13 protein-coding genes and 1 pseudogene are annotated in these 19,352 nt (G+C 59.3%); 6 read left to right on the top strand and 8 right to left on the bottom strand.

What is annotated here, in order from left to right; all coding sequences use genetic code 11:
* Positions 1–197: 197 nt before the first annotated feature.
* Positions 198–1,127: a helix-turn-helix domain-containing protein gene (locus tag L4G42_RS05475; protein ID WP_237252121.1), complete on the top strand. Its 930-nt coding sequence runs from the start codon at positions 198–200 to the stop codon at positions 1,125–1,127.
* A 288-nt stretch (positions 1,128–1,415) separates the two neighbouring features.
* Here the strand turns inward: L4G42_RS05475 and L4G42_RS05470 are convergent, their stop codons facing one another.
* Positions 1,416–1,577, bottom strand: a complete 162-nt coding sequence (locus L4G42_RS05470; RefSeq protein ID WP_108119258.1) for a hypothetical protein — start codon at positions 1,575–1,577, stop codon at positions 1,416–1,418.
* 187 nt (positions 1,578–1,764) lie between these two features.
* Positions 1,765–3,348, bottom strand: a complete 1,584-nt coding sequence (locus tag L4G42_RS05465) for a putative bifunctional diguanylate cyclase/phosphodiesterase (protein ID WP_237252120.1) — start codon at positions 3,346–3,348, stop codon at positions 1,765–1,767.
* A 287-nt stretch (positions 3,349–3,635) separates the two neighbouring features.
* Here L4G42_RS05465 and L4G42_RS05460 point away from each other — a divergent pair, with 287 nt between their 5' ends.
* A complete protein-coding gene (locus L4G42_RS05460; protein WP_237259426.1) occupies positions 3,636–4,181 on the top strand; it encodes a glutathione peroxidase in 546 nt (181 codons plus the stop codon).
* Between the two features lie 123 nt (positions 4,182–4,304).
* Positions 4,305–4,913 carry a dTMP kinase gene (locus tag L4G42_RS05455; protein WP_237252118.1) on the top strand — a complete coding sequence of 203 codons (609 nt, stop codon included), beginning with the start codon at positions 4,305–4,307 and terminating at the stop codon, positions 4,911–4,913.
* 105 nt (positions 4,914–5,018) lie between these two features.
* Here L4G42_RS05455 and L4G42_RS05450 read toward each other — a convergent pair whose 3' ends face one another.
* The gene (locus L4G42_RS05450; RefSeq protein ID WP_237252117.1) at positions 5,019–7,274 is read right to left on the bottom strand and encodes a putative bifunctional diguanylate cyclase/phosphodiesterase; all 2,256 of its coding nucleotides are present in this window, start codon (positions 7,272–7,274) and stop codon (positions 5,019–5,021) included.
* Between the two features lie 547 nt (positions 7,275–7,821).
* Here L4G42_RS05450 and L4G42_RS05445 point away from each other — a divergent pair.
* A complete protein-coding gene (locus tag L4G42_RS05445; RefSeq protein ID WP_237252116.1) occupies positions 7,822–9,588 on the top strand; it encodes a methyl-accepting chemotaxis protein in 1,767 nt (588 codons plus the stop codon).
* A complete protein-coding gene (locus L4G42_RS05440; protein WP_237252115.1) occupies positions 9,585–11,069 on the top strand; it encodes a chemotaxis protein CheW in 1,485 nt (494 codons plus the stop codon). Before L4G42_RS05445 ends, L4G42_RS05440 begins: the two co-directional genes overlap by 4 nt.
* A gap of 122 nt (positions 11,070–11,191) precedes the next feature.
* Here L4G42_RS05440 and L4G42_RS05435 read toward each other — a convergent pair whose 3' ends face one another.
* From L4G42_RS05435 to araD1, 4 genes and pseudogenes are all read right to left on the bottom strand, one after another.
* A complete protein-coding gene (locus L4G42_RS05435; RefSeq protein ID WP_237252114.1) occupies positions 11,192–12,772 on the bottom strand; it encodes an aldehyde dehydrogenase (NADP(+)) in 1,581 nt (526 codons plus the stop codon).
* Positions 12,773–12,896: 124 nt separating this feature from the next.
* Complete coding sequence (locus tag L4G42_RS05430) at positions 12,897–14,453, bottom strand: UxaA family hydrolase (RefSeq protein ID WP_237252113.1); 1,557 nt, start codon at positions 14,451–14,453, stop codon at positions 12,897–12,899.
* A 54-nt stretch (positions 14,454–14,507) separates the two neighbouring features.
* Positions 14,508–15,826: pseudogene (locus L4G42_RS05425) on the bottom strand (MFS transporter).
* 69 nt (positions 15,827–15,895) lie between these two features.
* Positions 15,896–16,894 (bottom strand): AraD1 family protein, encoded by a 999-nt coding sequence (gene araD1, locus L4G42_RS05420; RefSeq protein WP_237252112.1) that lies wholly within the window; start codon positions 16,892–16,894, stop codon positions 15,896–15,898.
* Positions 16,895–16,997: 103 nt separating this feature from the next.
* Between araD1 and L4G42_RS05415 the strand changes: the two genes are divergently transcribed.
* Positions 16,998–17,945, top strand: a complete 948-nt coding sequence (locus L4G42_RS05415; protein WP_237252111.1) for a LysR family transcriptional regulator — start codon at positions 16,998–17,000, stop codon at positions 17,943–17,945.
* Positions 17,946–18,035: 90 nt separating this feature from the next.
* Here L4G42_RS05415 and L4G42_RS05410 read toward each other — a convergent pair whose 3' ends face one another.
* Entirely contained in the window at positions 18,036–19,322 is a 1,287-nt protein-coding gene (locus tag L4G42_RS05410) for a CitMHS family transporter (protein WP_237252110.1), read from the bottom strand.
* Between the last annotated feature and the right edge of the window lie 30 nt (positions 19,323–19,352).

The raw sequence follows: 19,352 nt of genomic DNA, 5'->3' as shown, positions 1-19,352 counted from the left end.
TCGATTACAGCACCTTGCACGCCCTGCAACAAACGCGCTGAGGATGTGGCGTCGATGCTTTTTTAACCGAATAGACCAGCCTTGAGCCTGGCTAAAAAAGTATCAGCGCGCAGTGACAGGCGAGGTGGAGCAGGGGGATGCAACGCGCGTATGGTGCGTAGACGCGTGTGCCAATAACGACAAAAAAGGGGCAGACCATGCCTGAAAGCCGAACAGCCTTATTCGAGCAGTTGCCTGCCGAGCTGGAAATCATCCTGCCGGCGCCCCAGCAGAGTTTTCGCTGGTACGAGCACGACTATCCCTATCCGCTCGCACGCTGGAACCACCATCCCGAATACGAGATTCATCTCATCCGCAAAGGCAGCGGCAAACTGGTCGCGGGCGATTACATCGGCGCCTTCGGCCCCGGCCATGTCGCGCTGATCGGCCCCGATTTACCCCATGACTGGATGGGCGACCTGGCGCCGGGGGAGCACCTGCAGGGCCGGGACGTTGTGCTTCAATTTGACGGCGCTACGTTGCTGGGGCTACGCGAGACGATGCCTGAGCTGGGTGAATTGCAGGGGTTGTTTGACCGCGCCCGTCGCGGGCTGGAATTTACCGGCGGGACCGCCGTGCAGGCCGCGGAGCTGCTTGAACGCATCGGCATGGCGCAGGGGTTGCCGCGCTTGCTGCTGTTTCTCCAACTGCTCAATACCCTGAGCACAGCGCCTACCCGTGAAGCCCGCACGCTGGCGAGTTCGTGTTATGCGCCGGCCCTGGATGCCAAAAGCGCTGAACGCGTTCACCGGGCATTCGACTACCTGCAACGCGAGCTCACGGGGGATATCAGGCTGTCAGTGATCGCCGAGCGACTGCACATGAGCGAGCCGGGATTTTCACGGTTCTTCAAGCGCGCCACAGGCCACGGTTTTATCGACCTGATGCGCAAGCTGCGCATCCAGAAAGCCTGCCGGTTGTTGCTGCAAACGCAGATGTCCGTTGCTGATGTCTGTTTTGAAGTGGGTTACATCAACCTGTCGAATTTCAACCGACACTTTCGCTTCGAGATGAAGCAGACGCCGACGGACTACCGACGAGGGACTGCGGCGACATTGTTCAACTTGAACACGTCGAAGGTTTCGTAGTGCCGGCGCAGCGCTTCGCGGGTGTCCGACTACCCGAAACCATCGGTGCCCAGTGCGACGAAGCGTCGATTGCCAATCCCGGAACCTCTAAAACCAGTCGATAGCGGTTCAGCGCCTTGCTGACTAACGGGGTGCTGATCTGCTCAAGAGTCGCCAGTTTGCGCAGGCCAACAGGCGTTTTTTTGGGGGAGAGGGGGCGGGGGCGAGTAACACGGGGAGCCGATAGAGCGGCTGCTGACGTCAGTCAGCGCCGCCAAACGGGCTATCAAGCTCGGTTCAACGGCTGATTCACGCCTGTTCGTCTTGCTCGGTCGCATCATCGTCGTGCTTGAGCGCGGGCTTCATGCCTGGCTGCGGCGCGTGCACGGCATCCGGTGCGACTTCTTCGCCGTGGTTCTTTTTCTCTTGCTGCACTTTTTTGTCGTGGGCGACGTTACGTGGATCGGTCATGGGGATTCCTTGATCTGGCAGATGATTCGTATGCCCGCCGACGGGACTCGTTGGCCGTGAGCGTCGGGGCAAGATTTGGAGTCAGTGCCGCGTTCAGCGTTCAGTGCATTTCAAACCGGGATGCGTGAACAGCGATGACCAGGCGCCGCGGGCAGACGATATGGGCAGAGCAAATGCCGGTGAATCCTCAGCCTGCCTGCTGCGCAAACGATGAATGGGTGTAGCAAAACAGGCTGGAAGCCGGCTTGGGACGGCCATACAGGTAGCCCTGGGCGTAATTGCATCCGCTGTTGGCCAGCCAGGACGGCAGATGGGGCAGGTGAAATTCCTCGACGCCCTCAGCCGTGACCTGCATTTTCAGGCTGCGCGCCATGCCCAGAATCGCTTCGACCATGGGCAGGTGATCGGTCTGCCCGGGTTCAAAGAACGACCGGTCTATTTTGATCTTGTCGATGGACAGGCGGGTCAGGTGGTACAGGCTTGAATAACCGATGCCGAAGTCATCCAGGGCGACCGTAATACCGTGCTCGTGCAACTTGCTCAGGTTTTGTCGCGCCACCTCCAGATTGCCGACCAGGGCTTCCTCGGTGATTTCGACTTCGAAGCGATGAAACGCAAAATGCTCTTGCCGCAGTTGCTCCAGCAGCTGATCGGGAAACAGCGCGTCGGTCACCATGCCCGCGCTGACGTTCATGGATAAACGCAAGTGATCGTCCCAGCGATTGGCGGCGCGACAGGCTTGCTTGATCAGCGAGCGGGTCATGGCCGGGATCAATCCCAGGCGCTCAAGCACCGGAATGAAGTCGGCCGGTGCTGCAGTGCTGCCGTCGGGCTTGGGCCAGCGCGCAAGGACTTCAAAACCCACCACCTCCTGAGAAGGGAGTGCCACGATCGGCTGAAAGAAGGGCACGATTTCGTCAGCTTCAACTGCCCGTCTCAGTGCCAGTTCAAGGTCGGCCTGGGCCCGGCGCTGCTTCTCGTATTCGCTGTCATAGAAGTTGTAGGTCGAACGCCCGTCTTTCTTACCGCGGTACATTGCGGTGTCGGCACAGTGCAGCAATGCCGAGGCATCCTGCGCGTCCGTCCACGACCGTGAAATGCCGATGGTGGCGCCCAACGCCGAAGGCTCGACGGCGGACGACAATGGCGCGCTGAGCTGAAACACTGCCGCCTCGGCGATCTGACCCAGCTCTGTCTGGTGTTTGAACTTGAGAAACAGCAGGCAGAACTCATCACCGCCCAGGCGCACCGCAACGCCGCCGTTGTCGTCCGCGATAGCTTCGAGCCTGCGCGCAATCTCCACCAGCACAATGTCGCCGGCGGCGTGGCCGTGCTGATCATTGACCGCCTTGAAGTGGTCCAGATCGATGAGCATGACCGCCGCAGGCCGCTTCAAACCGAGCTGGTTCCGGACCATCTCCATGAAGATGCGCCGGTTGATCAACCCACTGAGCGAGTCGTAGGTGGCCAGGGTTTCAGTCTTCGCTTGTGCCTGCTTCAGTCGGCGATAGCTTGATCGCGTGTTCGCGATCAGGCGCCTGAGCATGATGGTCGGGATGAGCATTGAAATCAGCGAAAACCCCGTGGCGGTCAGTACGAATCGCCACCTTTCGGCATCTTCAAAGTCAGCGTCATACGGCAGGGCGAGCCAGTGCATGACCCAGGCTTCCAGCCTGAATTCCCACAGGATGGAAAGTCCGACCACGGTAGACAGTGCGATCAGCAGCAGTACAGGCAGGCGATAAGGGTTGCGGCGGTGCAGGTCAGTCATGGCAGGCCTCGCAGGGCCAAAAAGATAATTGTGATGTCAGACTGCCATCTTCGCAGATAGGTTCGTACCGTTTATCGAAGAATCATGCCCAGACGCCGAAATGGTGTCTGTGCCTGACCGGAAGCGGGGGGAGGGCCGCATTACCGGTCGACGCCCGGGTGCCTCGCGGTTAGGGTGACACTTGGGATTCAGGAATGAATCATCGGCCGCACGCGTTAAGGCCTCTCTGCAGGCCAGCCTGTGATGGTCAGCCCAAGGCGAATCAACCCAGCAAACAGGAGCCACCCATGACCGATTCTCTGTACGACATTCCCCTCAAGCAAATCGATGGCACGCCAGCCAACCTGGGCCAGTATCAAGGCAAAGTGCTGCTGGTGGTGAACGTGGCGTCCAAATGCGGGCTGACGCCGCAATACGAAGGGCTTGAAAGCCTTTACCAGGGCAAGAAAGAAGCCGGACTTGAAGTGCTGGGCTTTCCGGCCAACAACTTCAAGGAGCAGGAGCCTGGCAGCGACAGCGACATCCAGTCGTTTTGCTCGACCACCTACGACGTGCACTTCCCGTTGTTCTCGAAGATCTCTGTCGCTGGCGACGATACGCATCCGCTTTATCGCGAACTCACCGCCGCCCAGCCCGCTGCCACCGGCGACGGGCCGTTCCGTGAACGCCTCAAGGGCTACGGTATTGAAAGCGGCGCAGGCACGGAAGTGCTGTGGAATTTCGAGAAGTTCCTGATCGGGCGTGACGGCAAGGTGATCGGCCGCTTTGCGCCGGATGTGACAGCAGATGATCCACGTCTGACCGCCGCCATTGATGAGGCCCTGAGCGCCTGACGTTTTAGCCGGCATAACGCCTGCGCGCGAGCGTCCTGCACTCGATTCACAGAGCCGCACCGAGCGGCCTCTGTGAACGGGCAGGGCAAAGAAAAAAGTCGTCTATCGATCGTCGTGTGAAGCATGAATCGTCCTCTGTTTGTTTCCCTGGATGGGCCAAAGGGTGTCGGTAAAACCACCCTGTTGGAGGCCGTCACGACATCACTGAGGGCCGACAACACGAAAGTGATCCGGCTGTGCGAGAGCAAAAGTGACCCCCATCGGGGTGAAACAATGGCGCTCGTCAACCGACTGGTCAGACATCCAGACCGGGATCTCGAGTGGGAGGTCTGTAAGCGCCTGGCCGCCAGCCGTGGCTGGATTTCCAGGTACGTGCTGACCAAACAGCCAGCCGACAGCATCATCCTGATTGATCGCTGGTACCCCTCGGATGCCGCGTTTCGCCGGCTAATCCCGTTCGCAGAAATTCTGCAGTTGAACATTGACCTGGACGTTCGAGTCCCGGACTTGCATGTCGGTGTCGTCACTGCGGCTGAGATTTCATGGGCGAGGGCAGCGGCACGCCGGCGTGGGTTGAGCAGTACGGTGATTCATACGCTGGAGGAACACGCTGTTTGCACTGAGGCGTTTGAGCGGGCGGTTTCAGATAACGGCTGGGTCTTGTGCCGAAACGAAGGGCTGATCGAAGACGCAACCCTGCAGGTGGTTTCGGCAATATACAAAGTCCTCTGAAGATTCCGCGCGACACGCCGCTGGCGCCGACCTCACGAGGTGTTTAGTGAGCGCACAAATTCCTGTATAGGCTGACAGCCACGGCATATTCAAGTAACTGAGGCATCAGGGAAGTGCCTGGCGCCTGCTCGCAACCAGCAACGCCAGAACATCCTCGGCCAGCACCGGTGGACTGAGCAGAAAACCTTGAGCATAAGGGCAGTCCAACTCCCTGAGCTGGTCGAGTTGGCCAGGCGTCTCGACGCCCTCAGCGACAATCGCCAGGTCCAGTGCCTCGCCCAGAGACAGGATACTTTGGACGATGGCCACGCTGCGCTCGTGTTTCATCATGCGCGAGACAAATGACCGATCAATCTTGATGGCGTCGATTGGGTATCGGTCGATGTAGCCCAGAGAGCTGTAGCCGGTACCGAAATCGTCCAGCGCGATCCGGATGCCCTGAGCGCGAAGGTCTTCGAGCGTTTTGGCCACCATCTCCGGTTCATGCAGGAACACTGACTCGGTGATTTCGATCTGCAAGGCACGGGCATCAAATTCCGTCTCTGCAATGATTTCGGCGACCTGAAGGGCGAAATCTCTGCGGTTGAGTTCAACACCCGATACGTTGACGTTTAGCTTGATAGTGCTCGGCCCGGCAGCGTCACCCCATTTCTTGACTTCGCGACACGCGTTGCGCATGACCCACTCGCCAATATCGCGAATGACGCCAATATCCTCGGCCACGCCAATGAACACATCCGGCGCGATATTACCCAAGGTCGAGTGGCGCCACCTTACCAATGCTTCAACGCCCACGATCTTCTCAGTGGTGATGGAAAATATCGGTTGATACACCAGATAGAACTCATCGCGGGTAATCGCGTGCTTGAGCGCATTCTGCATCACCAGCATGTCGATCGATGCCTGGCGCATTGACAGGTCGAAAACGGCCCAGCTGCCACGGCCCTTCTTTTTGGCGGCGTACATGGCCACGTCCGCATCACGGATCAGGTCTTCGGCGGTGTTGTGTTGCACATCCAGCGTCGCAATGCCGATGCTGCAGGAGATAAAGAGTTGTTGCCCGTCGATGGCGGTAGGCAAGCTGAGTGCGTGGGTCACTCGCTTGGCGGTCTCGATTGCTTGTTCCTGGTGGCCTTTGTCGGTCAGCAGTATCGCGAACTCGTCTCCACCGATGCGGGCGATCACCGCACTGGGATCAATGCATTCGCTCAGGCGTTGTGCAACGCTTTTGAGCAAGATGTCGCCGGCATGGTGCCCCATGCCGTCGTTGACGTATTTGAAGCGATCCAGATCCAGATACAACACCGTGGCCGCGCCGGGGTCACCGACGTTTCCATTGCTCAGGGCAGAATGGATGCGGGCCATGAAATAGCCCCGGTTCTTGAGCCTCGTCAGCTCGTCATGGAACGCGGCGTACGAGAGTTCGTCCTGAATGCGCTCTCGCTCGATCAGCCGCGACTCAAGCGCCAGGCGCTCCTCACGGTCGAGCTGGGCTTGCCGAAAGAGCTGCTCTGCGTCTTTTCGTTCGGTGATGTCGCGTTGTACGGAAACCCAATGGGTGAACCAGCCTTTCTCGTTGGCGACCGGTACGATACTCAGCTGCACCCAGAACTTGGTCCCGTCTCGACGCGTGTTGATCAGCTCGACCTCGACGGGATCCCAGCGTTGCAACGCCGCCCTGATCTGCTGAAGCGTGGCACGGTCTGTCTCCGCACATTGCAGAATCCGGGGCGTCTTTCCGATGACTTCTTCGAAGCTGAAGCCGGTAGTGGTCAGGAACGCCGGATTGCAGTACACGATGCGCGGTCCTGGCAAATCGATGGGTTCTGCTTCGGTGATCAGGATGGCGTCCTTCGCGTTGACCACCACTGACTCCAGCAAGCGCAGGCGCTCAATGACCTCTGATCCGCCGGCCGCTTGTGTCGGGTTCGTCTTGAGGGAGTCGTACAGATCGGCTGCATGGGTTTGCACGCCATAGATATGCGCGGCGCTGAGTCGTTTATGGGGAAGCGGGATCGTCATCAGTACCGCACCGGTCAGGACCGCGTCGCCATCTCTGATGGCAACGCAGACCAGCGACTCGTTGACAACCTGATCAAGCCCGGCAGGCAGCGCAGCGTCGGCGGGCATGGCCTCGCCAACGTCGACAACGTCCCCGTAGGACAACACCATCTTTAACCAGCCACCGGTGATTGCGTCTGCGCGCACCGCCGGCGCGGCGCCACAGGTCGCTACCGTGTGCCACAGCTCTTCGTCTCGTAATATCAGGATGGCGCCCACCGCCCCGGTCAGGTGAGAGGCTGCGTCCAGGAAATGCCCCAGAACTTCATGATTCTTTAAACCGAGGTGAGCCTTGGGCATATGCATTACCTGAAAGAGGGACGAAGTGCCAGGCGGACGTTCGACAGGCGTAGAAATCGAGCAACCAGGAGCGGCTGGGTGGGAGAACTGCAGCCCCTGGCAAGCCGGTTGGCAGTTTCGGTATCGGCGTGTTGCTGACGTTCAATAGGGCAACATGGCGAACGATCTGCGCGACACGAGGGAATGAGGGAATGAAGCCTTTCCGTGATTCCAATACGACATCATAGTACCTTGAGCCGATAGGAATGTCGCTCCATGGCACCTGTGCCCGAAAACCTTACCACGCGTTGAGCGGGCAGACCGCCAGTCTTTGGTAGGGTGCCGCACCGCTGCCTGAATGCTCAAACCTGTACAAGGATAAACAAATGTACAACTTTTGCTAAAGTTTTTAGTACTCTCTGCCGATCGATGTATCTGAGGCGTCAAGTCGTACATAAGCCCCCCGTGTGTCTGGCCTGAGCGAGTCTCACAGTCAGTGAGCAGCGGTTGCTTATCACTTTCAGGGAAGGAGTCCCGCCCACTCACCATCATTTAGCGGACCTGCCCCATGAACAATAATGTGAACCCAGCCGCAGAACTGGCCCAGGCCGGCGCTGACTTGAACTCCCTGCTGAGCGCGATCGACCGCTCCCAGGCCGTGATCGAATTCGATCTGCAGGGGAACGTGCTGTACGCCAACCAGAACTTCCTCGATTGCATGGGTTACGACCTCGAAGAAATTCGTGGGCGCCATCACCGGCTGTTTTGCATGCCCGACTATGCGACCAGCAAGGAATACCTGATGTTTTGGGAGAAGTTGGGGACCGGCAATTTTGACGCCGGCCAGTATCAGCGTCAGGCCAAGGACGGCCGCCAGATCTGGTTGCAGGCCACTTACAACCCGGTGATGGACAACAACGGCAAGCCATTCAAGATCGTCAAATTTGCCAGCGATGTCACTGAGGCGCGCAATCGCAATGCCGAGTGGGAAAGCAAAATCGAGGCGATTGAGCGTTCCCAGGCGCTGATCGAGTTCACGCCTGAAGGGTATGTGCTAACCGCCAACAGTAAGTTTCTCTCGGCCATGGGTTACACCCTGGAAGAAGTCGTGGGCCAACATCACCGGATGTTCTGTGAACCTGAATACGCGGCCTCCCTGGTTTACCGCGAGTTCTGGGAGAAGCTTGGCAAGGGGGAGTACGACTCCAACGAGTACAAGCGCCTGAGCAAGGACGGTCGGGATGTCTGGATTCAAGCGTCCTATAACCCGATCCTTGATGCCCAGGGGCGTACCTACAAAATCCTCAAGTTTGCTACCGACGTGACAGACACCAAACTTCGTACGATGGAGCACGAAGGCAAGGTCAACGCTATCAACCGCGCCCAGGGCGTGATCGAGTTCGACCTGAGCGGCAATATTCTCTCGGCCAACGCTAACTTCCTGGATTTGCTGGGTTACCGGATGGAGGAATTGAAGGACCGGCATCATTCGCTGTTTTGCGAACCCGAGTACGTCAAGACCACGCCTTATCGTGAATTCTGGGGCGCGCTGAGCAGCGGCAAGTTCTTCACCGGGCGCTTTATGCGCCTCAGCAAATACGGTCAGAAAATCTGGATTCAGGCAACGTATAACCCTGTGTTCAATGCGGTGGGGCAACCCTATAAGGTGGTCAAGTTCGCCACCGACATTACCGTCCAGGTCGAGCTGGAAGAAGCCATTGAAGCCAAGACCCAGGCAATGGATGAGTCAGTCACTCGTCTGATGGAGGCCATTGCCGAAGTGGTCAAAACCACTGGCGACGCCAATGATCAGGCACGCATTACTCAGGATGAAGCCCAGCGCGGTTCCCAGACCCTGAACGAGGCGTCGGCGGCGATGGACACCATCGGTAAATCGGCAGAAGACATCCAGGAAATCATTGAGGTGATCAGCACGATCGCCGGTCAGACCAACATGCTCGCGTTCAATGCCGCGATTGAAGCGGCGCGGGCGGGTGAGCATGGTCTGGGCTTTTCAGTGGTGGCCGACGAAGTGCGCAAGCTCGCTGAAAAATCCTCGCAAGCCACCACTAAAATCAACAAATTGATTCAGGAAACGGTCCGCCGCATCAATTCAGGCAGCGAGATTTCCCGCAGCGCGGGCAGTGCGTTCGAGCGGATCGTTGCCGGGGTTGAAAAGACCAACGGAGCGATGACGACCATCGGCGCGGCCACGCAAGAACAGCATCATCTGGCTGAGCGGGTATCTGAACTGATCGGCGAACTCAACCGTATCAAGTTGGCGACCGGGTTGGGCAAAGGCTTGAGCGCCCCAGGCCAGGTTGAAAGCCTATGAGCGACGCCCTTGCTTTCGGGGTAGTCAAGCTCGGCGAGCTGGAAGTTGCGATTGACGCCCAGGCACTGGAGCAGGTGATCAACTGGCCCACCCGGCTGCAGCCTCATCCGCTGCAAGGCGGTGCATTGCTCGGCATGTTCAGCCTGCGCGGGATGGCGCTGCCACTGATTGAGCTGCGATCGTTGCTGGGTGAGCATGACGTCTCCCGGCATGATCCGCTGGAGATGGTTGCCATCGTCAATCATCAAGGCCGGCGCTTGGGCATTGCGGTCAGCGGCGTCAGTGATGTGATGAAAGTCGAGGCGCGGAACCTGTGCCGTCTGGGCGGGGAGGGCACCGTGGTCGCTCTGCTGCCAGAACTCGTGCTGGTGGAAAATGAGCGAATGATTTACCGGCTCGATCTGGAAGCGCTGTGTGGCTTGCCGCAGGTGTTGACTGCGCACTCCAGGGATGTCGCCGACACGATGCAGGTTCAGGACCCCTCCCGGGAGCTGCATCACCTGCTGTTGTTTGAGTGCGAAGGCAAGCGCTATGCGGTGGACGCGAAAGCCATTACCGAGCTGGTGGACCGACCGGACATGCTGCCAAGCAAGTTGGGCGGGGACTATTGCCTGGGCGTCGTGAACCGCCGTGGCGTTGATGTGCCTGCCCTGAGCCTGAACCGGATACTGGGCATTGATTGCATGGCGACTGCGCAGGCCCAGAACCAACTGCTCGTGTTGACCTCGCGAGAAGGCTACCGCGTCGGTCTGGCCTATGACCGAATGATTTCGATTGTGCGCAAGCGTGCTCATGAAATCCTGCCGCTGCCCCGCTATGGGTTACGAGAGCCTGGGCTGTTTGCCGGCGTTATCGGGCTGGAGAACGGAGAGCAAGCGCTGTTGCTTGAATATCGCGAGTTGCTGGAGCGCACGGAGACGCTGAGTTTCGCCAAAATCTATCAGACCAGCCCGCCGAACCAGGAGGCGCTGGGCTCTCGTCTCGCGCAGATGAACCAGACATGCCTGGTGTTCCAGGCGGCCCAGCCGTTCGTGGTGCCCCTTGATCAAGTGTTGGAAATCCTGGATATGCCAGAGCACTTTGTCCGGTTTGCGCAGCAGGAGACCCATTTGCTGGGCAGTTTCAATTTGCGTGGCGAACAGATTCCGCTGGTCTGCCTGAGCAGCCTGATAGAAGGCGCGACGCCTCCCGGCAATACGCTGGAGCGCGTACTGTTGGTCAGAGGCGAGCTGAATAGCTTCGGGCTGGTGGTCAACCGTACCGACTCTATAGAAACCTTCACCCACCCGGCCTCCGAGCATCCCGAGGGTTGGGAGCACGGAGCGAGGGGCAGGGGGTCGGTCAACGACCGCATGCGCAGCCTGGTGAGTATCGGCAAGGGTGATCAGGTCCGCTGGATGACGCTGATCAATCTGAGCAACATCGTCAAGGCGCTTGAGATGACCGGCACGCAGGAAGAAAACCAACGCCGCGCCGGCTGAGCAAGAGGCGTTTCTTGAAGTGGCCCTTGCTTTCAGAGCGCTCTACTGATCACCCAATGACGAAGATTACTCAGCGCAAGCGCACTGACGACCCTGTCGCCACTGCGCCCCACGTCTTGGCGTCACAGCGCCCCATTCGTATGTTCCCCATCAACCAACCGCTGAATCCCCAACGGGTTAGCGTCTTGCAACGCAGGTGGCAGCAGGGCGTCCGGGTAATTCTGGAAGCATACCGGGCGCAGGAAACGGTCAATGGCCAGTGTGCCCACCGACGTCCCGCGCGCGTCCGATGTCGCCGGGTACGGTCCGCCATGCACCATGGTCTCTGTGACTTCCACGCCGGTCGGATAGCCATTCAACAGAATCCGTCCGACCTTCTCTTGTAACAGCTCGGTCAGCCAGCGGTATTCCAGCAGCTCACCCGCTTCTCCGAGGACGGTGGCGGTCAACTGCCCGCGCAGACCATTGAGCGCCGCGACCCGTTGCGCCTCGTCGGCGACTTCAATAACGATCGTGGCCGGCCCGAATACCTCTTCCTGAAGCAGCTCGTCACCGTTGAGCAGCAAGCTGACGTCGGCTTTGAACAACTGCGGTTGAGCCTGTTTACCCTGTTGCGGACTTCCCGCCAGATGCTTCACGCCCGGGTGAGCGAGCAAGTGTTGCAGCCCCTTGCTATAGCTGGCGAGGGCCCCGACGTTGAGCATGGTCTGCGCCGGTTGATCGTTCATTCGCGCAGTGAAGCGCTCTAAAAACGCGGTGAAATCGGCCGACTGCACGCCGATGATCAGCCCGGGGTTCGTGCAAAACTGCCCGCAACCCAGGGTTACCGAGGCGGCGAGCTCGTTGGCGATGGTGTCGCCACGCACCTTGAGCGCCTGGGGAAGGATGATCACCGGGTTGATGCTCGACATCTCGGCGAATACCGGAATCGGCTGGGGACGCTCCGCCGCCATCTTGCACAAGGCGTTGCCGCCTTTGAGAGAGCCGGTGAACCCCACGGCTTGAATCGATGGATGCTTGACCAACCACTCGCCGACGCCCCCGCCATAGATCATGTTGAATACACCGGCGGGCATACCGGTGCGCTCGGCTGCACGCATGATCGCGTCTGCGACCCATTCGGCGGTTGCCATGTGGCCGCTGTGCGCTTTAAACACGACCGGGCAGCCCGCCGCCAGGGCAGAAGCGGTATCACCCCCGGCAGTGGAAAACGCGAGGGGGAAGTTGCTCGCGCCGAACACGGCGACCGGGCCCACGGCGATCCGGAACTGACGCAAATCCGGGCGGGGCAGGGGTTTACGATCCGGCAAGGCGCGATCAATGCGCGCCCCGTAAAAGTCACCACGACGCAGCACCTTTGCGAACAGGCGCATCTGCCCGCTGGTGCGACCACGCTCGCCCTGGATACGCCCGGCAGGCAACGCGGTCTCACGGCAAACGATGCTGACGAAATCGTCGCCCAAGGCATCCAGCTCGTCTGCGATGGCATCCAGAAATTCGGCGCGGCAGGAGGCTGGCAGATTGCGATAAATCGGATAGGCAGCAGCGGCCGCCTTGCCTGCCGCGTCGACTTCGTGTTGGGTCGCCTGGATGAAATGGCCTGGGAGTGGCTCGTCTGTGGTCGCATCGAAACTTTGCAATTGCACACTGCCGGCGCCGAGTCGCTGTCCACCGATGTAGTTCAGACCGAGAATCTGGGTCATGTCAGGGTTCCTGATGGGATGAGTGAAGAAACGTCGAGGCTCGACACCCGCTAAACGAAGCGGCTCCGCATCGTGCCGGACGACGGGAGCCGGAGTGCCGGAGTGCCGAGGTGAATGAAAGGTGTTAAGTGATCGCACCGATTTGCCACGGCACGAACTCGTTCTGTCCATAGCCGTGCTGTTCGCTTTTGCTTTTGTCGCCCGAGGCGATGCGCAGCATCATGCGGAAGATGTACTCACCCCGTTCCTCAATGGTCATGGTGCCGTCGGCAATTCCACCGCAGTTGACGTCCATGTCTTCTTCCTGGGTTTCCCAAAGACGGTTGTTGGTGGCGAGCTTGATGGACGGCGAGGGCGCACAGCCATACGCCGAACCGCGCCCCGTGGTGAAGGCAATCAGGTTGGCCCCGCCGGCGACCTGGCCGGTGGCAGAGATCGGGTCGTAGCCGGGGGTGTCCATGAACACCAGGCCATGTTCCCTGACGGTTTCAGCGTATTCATAGACATCCACCAGATCGGTGGAGCCCGCCTTGGCGACGGCACCCAGTGATTTTTCCAGAATGGTGGTCAAGCCTCCGGCTTTGTTGCCCGCTGAAGGATTGTTGTTCAGCTCGGCATTCATACGCTGGCAGTAGTCTTCCCACCAGTGAATACGGGCGATGAGTTTTTCACCGACCTTCTGGCTGACCGCGCGGCGGGTCAGCAAGTGCTCGGCGCCGTAGACCTCCGGCGTTTCCGACAGAATGGCGGTGCCACCTGCCGCCACGAGGCGATCGACTGCATTGCCCAACGCAGGGTTGGCAGTGATACCCGAGTAGCCGTCCGATCCACCGCATTGCAGGCCGATGATCAGGTGCCTGGCGCTGACGGGCTCGCGTTTGACGTTGTTGGCTTCTGCCAGCAGTGACTTGACTTGCGCGATGCCACTGGCAATGGTTTTTGACGTGCCACCCGTGCCCTGAATGGTGAACGTGCGCAGCGAATGGCTGCTGGTCAGGCCTTGGGCGGCCAGCAGATCGGGAATCTGGTTGGTCTCGCAACCCAGGCCGATCATCAGGACCGAGGCAAAGTTCGGGTGAACGGCATAGCCACCCAACGTCCTGCGCAACATGGCCAGTGCCTCGCCACCCGGGTCGACGGCGCAGCCCACACCGTGGGTGAGCGCGACAACGCCGTCGACGTTGGGGTATTCAATCAGTGCCTCAGGGTGAATGTCGCGGCGAAAATAGTCGGCAATCGCCCGCGCCACAGTGGCCGAGCAATTGACCGACGTCAGAATGCCGATGTAGTTGCGAGTCGCCACACGGCCATCCGCGCGGACGATGCCCATGAACGTCTCTGCTGTGGGGGCCGGACTGCCTTTAGCGTCGACACCGAACGCATAATCCCGAGAGAAATCGCCCATTGCGACGTTGTGGACATGCACGTGTTGTCCCGCTTCGATGGGTTGGCTGGCGAAACCGATAATCTGACCGTAGCGGCGCACGGGTTGGCCCACGTCGATATGACGCGCCGCCACTTTGTGACCGGAAGGCACAGGCTCAAGCACCTCGATACCTTCGGCTTTAAGCAACAGACCTTTGACCAGCGGTTGCCGCGCGATCAGAACATCGTCCAGCGCGTTGAGTCTGATCACGGCATTGGCTGCAGATTCGCTGCCTGTTGTAGTGATGAGTTGCATGACGGTTGCCTCGCTTTTCAGTTAGCGCAATAGGAGTGGAGAGTGCAGGGCAGGTCAGGCCAATCCACGCTCGCGGTAATCAATCAAGCTGGAGAACAGCATCAACCCGGACGCCATGACGACGAAGAAGATCAGCGCCAGGAAGTAAGAACCGGTGTACTGCACGATCAGGCCAATCAGGATGGGCACAATCACGCCGATCATGTTCCCGCAGAAGTTCATGCTTCCGCCCAACACACCCGCTTTGGACTGGCCGCCGAGGATCGCGGGCAGGCACCAGTACATGCCGCACCAACGAATGAAAAACAGCGCGACACACAGCAGCGAGATCACAACCATGGCGTCACTGGTGTAAGCCACGGCGAGAATGCACATGGCGGCGATGGCCGCGGAGCCTGCGAACATGCTGCGCATGACGGTGTTGGGTTGACCGCCGGCGGCTTTCCATTTGTCGGCCACCCAGCCGCCGAACAGTTCGCCAATGAACCCGCACATGAAAATCAGAAAGGTCGCGCCGCCCATGGCCTTGATGTCCAGGTTATGGGCCTGGTGCAAGTAACTCGGCATCCAGGTCAGCAGGCCGTAAAACACGCTGTTGTAGCAAGCGAAGCCCGCGAACATGGCCAGCACGGAACGGCTCTTGAGCAATTCTTGAGGATCGCCTTACGGCCACCCGTGGCTTTTCTGGCCGCCTCATTGGCGTCAGTGATGTAAGCCAGTTCTGCAGCATTGACCTTAGGGTGTTCGCTGGGGTGGTTTCTGATGTACCACCATGCCCATACGCCCACCCCCATGGTGCCAACGCCGGCGATGACGAAGGCGATCCGCCAGGAGCCAAACCAGGTGATCAATCCCGCGATGAGGATGGCGCCCAATGCAGTGCCCAGCGGTGCGCCGCCATCGACGAGGGTCGCACCGCGACCGCGCTCGTTGGGCGTGAGCCAGGCACCGTTGAGCTTGGCCCCGGCCGGCGTGATCGGCGACTCTGCGACACCCAGCCCGATACGCGTGATGAGCAGCGTGATCCAGTTGTGTGCGCCGCCTGCCAAGGCCTGGAACAGGCCCCAGCCAATGGTGGCAATGCCGACAATGTTGCGGGTCTGAAAGCGGTCGAGCAGCATGCCGCCAGGGATCTGCATCAGCGCATACGACCAGAAGAACGCGCTGAGCATCAAACCTTCCAGCGCCGGTGTCATGTTGAAATCAGCGGAGATCAACGGCAGCGCAACGGACAGCGAAGCCCGGTCGATGTAGTTGATGGCCGAGAGGAGCAGCAGGAGCAGGAATATCCTCCACCGCACCGTGGTGGGACGGGCGCTCGCGGCACTCGTGGAAGCAGCAGGCGTGACGACCTGTACATTGCCAGTGGTCATGTTCATCTCACTCTTATGTTTATTATGAAATGCATTCCTTGCTAACGGCCCGGTGAAGGGCCTGCCCTGTCACAGCGATCTTATTTCTCCAATATTGAACGCTGAGGCGGCGATTTCGAGGGTGTTGCACAGCGGTTTTCCGAACTCGTTCATGCTGACCTCGAACCGATCACCCGGTTGAGTCTTGACGTTGTCCGCGACCGAAAGGGTGGCCGTGCCGAAGAAGTGCACATGCACATCACCCGGGCGCAGGAACTGGGTGTACTTGAAGTGGTGATACTCAAGGTTCTCCAGGCTGTGGCACATATTGTCCTCGCCGCTGAGAAACTCTTTCTCCCATAACACGTTGCCGTCGCGCCAGATCCGGCTGGTGCCCGCCAAATGTCGGGGCAGATCACCGACGCGCAGCTCTGGCCCGTAGGCGCAGTTACGCAGCTTGGAGTGCGCCAGATACAGGTAATTGCGACGCTCCATGACATGGTCGGAGAACTCGTTGCCCAGGGCGAAGCCCAGGCGGTACGGCGTGCCGTCATGGCCGATGACGTAGAGGCCGGTCAGCTCTGGTTCTTCACCCGCATCTTCGGCGAAGTCAGGTGACTGGAACGCCTGGTTCGGGCGTACCACAATCGAACCGTCGCCCTTGTAGAACCATTCTGGCTGAACGCCCACAGCACCTGCCGCCGGACGGCCGCCATCGATACCCCATTGGAACATCCGCGCGGTGTCCGTCAGCGCAGCCTGATTGTCGGCTTTTTTCTGGTGCATCTTGTCGCGAGTCGAGGCGCTCCCCAAGTGAGTCAGGCCGGTGCCGCTGATCAGGCAGTGCGCCGGGTCTTCATGGTCCAGTGGCGGCAGGACGCGGCGGGTTTCAAGCAGTTGGGTATAACTTTCGGCACTCAGGACCGTGCCCACGCTCTGTACTTCCTGCTGCAGGTTGTGGCCGTTGGCAATAGCGGCAAGGGCAAGGGTGCGAGTGCTCGATGCACCATTGACTATTTGAATCGAGTCGCCCTCGACCACGCCGACAAGGCGCAGGCCCGTAGAATCTTCAAACTGGATTAAACGCATGGTGAGGCCTCTGCTTATTGTTATCGTTGAGGCCACTTTAAATTTCCATCCGGCTGCTGCCTAATGAGAGTTACGACCCAAGCGATAACCTCCAGGTATACCCATGCTGCCGTCCTTCTCATCCATGGTTTCTCGCCTGCGCCTCAAGCAGCTGCGGCTGTTGATTGCCCTCGACGAGCATGGCTCGGTGCGCAAGGCGTCCGAGATCATGGCGTTGTCTCAACCGGGCGCCACCAAGGCATTGCAGGAAATCGAGACCGTTTTCGGTTCAAGCCTCTTCGAGCGCACGAGCAAGGGTCTGGAGGCCAACGATCTTGGCCGCTGTGTGATTCGTTATGCCCGCTTGATTCACACTGACCTTGAGCACCTTCGCGAAGAAATGGTCGGCATCCTCAAAGGGCAAGGCGGGCGCCTGGCGATCGGCACGATCATGGGGGCCGTGCCGGCGTTGGTGGACAGCCTGGCGCGACTGCGTGACAAACAGCCGGAGTTGTCGATTTCCATCGTCGAAGACACCAGTTCGCGGTTGTTGAGTTTGCTGGATCAGGGGAGGTTGGATGTAGCGATCTGCCGAACCAGCGTCAGCCCACGTCCGGGCGCTTATAAAACACGCTTCCGCGCACAGGAACCGCTGGTGGTGGTGGCGAATCCGGTGCATCGCCTGGCCCATGCGCCGAAGCTGCAGCTGGACGACTTGATGGACAGCCGCTGGGTAGTTTTCCCGGTCAATATGCCCATGCGTTTGACGTTGGAGCGCGAGTTTCGCCAGGTGGGGCTGAGCTTTCCGCTTTACGCGATCGAGACGTCTTCGACATTTACGACGTTGTCACTGTTGCTCAAAGACCCGAATCTGGTGGCCGTCATGCCGAACGATGTTGCTCAAACGGCGCTGGACCACGGCATGTTGGTCAAGCTGGCGCTGACCATCCAGTCCACCAGCGAGCCCTATGAAATCGTGACTCGATCGAACGTGGAGTACACGGCGTCGATGGTGTTGCTGATTGAAGAGATGACTGGGGTGAGTCTGGACTTGTCATCGGAGGGTCAGTAGATCGAGTTCGTGATCCGTTGAAGAACTCTCTGCATTTCGGTGTTCAACCAACTCATCATCAACACCGTCTGTACAGCCCTCCCTCGTAACTTAATTGACGATGGTGATTGCGCCGATGGCGATGGCAGCGAACAGCATCACCACCACCGTGCCGAAGGTCCATTTCAGCGAAACCCGCTGGTTGTCGCCGTAGTCGATGTCCAGCAGACCGCAGAGCAGATAAGTCGATGCCACCAGTGGGCTGAGCAGGTGAACCGGCTGACCGATAAGCGAAGCAATCGCCATCTCATGGGGGCCGATGCCGTAGTGCGCTGCGGTTTCGGCGAGGATTGGCAACACGCCAAAGTAGAAGGCGTCATTGGTCAGGACGTAGGTGAACGGCATGCTCAGCAGGGCGGTGATAACTGACATGTAATGCCCGGCCTGCTGCGGCAGGAGCGTGATCAGGTTGTCGGATATCGCCTTGATCATCCCGGTACCGCCCATGATGCCGACGAAGATGCCCGCAGCGAAGATCAGCAGGGTCACGGCCATGACATTGTCGGCATGCCGGGCGATGACTTCTTTCTGCTGTTTCAGCGTCGGGAAGTTGACCAGGCATGCCAGGCCAAAGGCGACCATAAACAGAATCGGCAAGGGCATCAGATTGAGCATCATGCAACTGATCAACGCGACGGTCAGCACGACGTTGAACAGGAACTTCGGGTCGCTCATACGAATGTGCGCATAACCTTTGAGCACCTCATCCTCGCGGACGCTGACCAACCCCAGGCGCCGATATTCCATGCGCCCCAGCCACCATGCAGCAAATATCACCCAGACGCCCCCGGCGATCATGACCGGCACCATTTCCAGGAAAAGCTCGGTGATGTCCACGTGCATCGCGCTGGCTGCGCGGGAGAAAGGGCCGGCCCAAGGCAGAATGTTCATCACGCCGATTGCCATCAACAGCACGGTCGCCATGACTTGCAGGCGAATACCCGTCAGCCGGTAGAGCGGCAAAAAAGCCGCAGTGGCGATGATGTACGTGGTGGCGCCATCACCGTCCAGACCCACGCAAAGCCCGAGCACCGCCGTGCCGACCACGATCTTGCGTGGGTCGCCCTTGACCAGCCGTAACAGCACCTTGATCAGCGGGTTGAACAGGCCTGCGTCGGTCATCATGCAGAAATAGAGAATCGCGAAGGTCAGCATGATGCCGGTGGGGGCAAGCATCTTGATGCCGTCATACATCATCGCGCCCAGTTGTGTAGTGAAGCCGCTCAAGCAGCCGAACACGACCGGCACCAGCAGCAACGCCACCAGCGGTGACAGGCGCTTGCTCATGATCAGGTACATGAAACTGGCGATCATGGCGTAGCTCAGAAAGATCAACATAAGCATCCCTTTTATTGGTTTTTTAGGGGC

Origin of the sequence: Pseudomonas petrae (assembly GCF_021728295.1) — a bacterium.
GTDB classification, from domain to species: Bacteria; Pseudomonadota; Gammaproteobacteria; order Pseudomonadales; family Pseudomonadaceae; genus Aquipseudomonas; species Aquipseudomonas petrae.
Note: the sequence above shows the minus strand (reverse complement) of the source record. Positions and strands in the feature narration are given on the sequence as shown.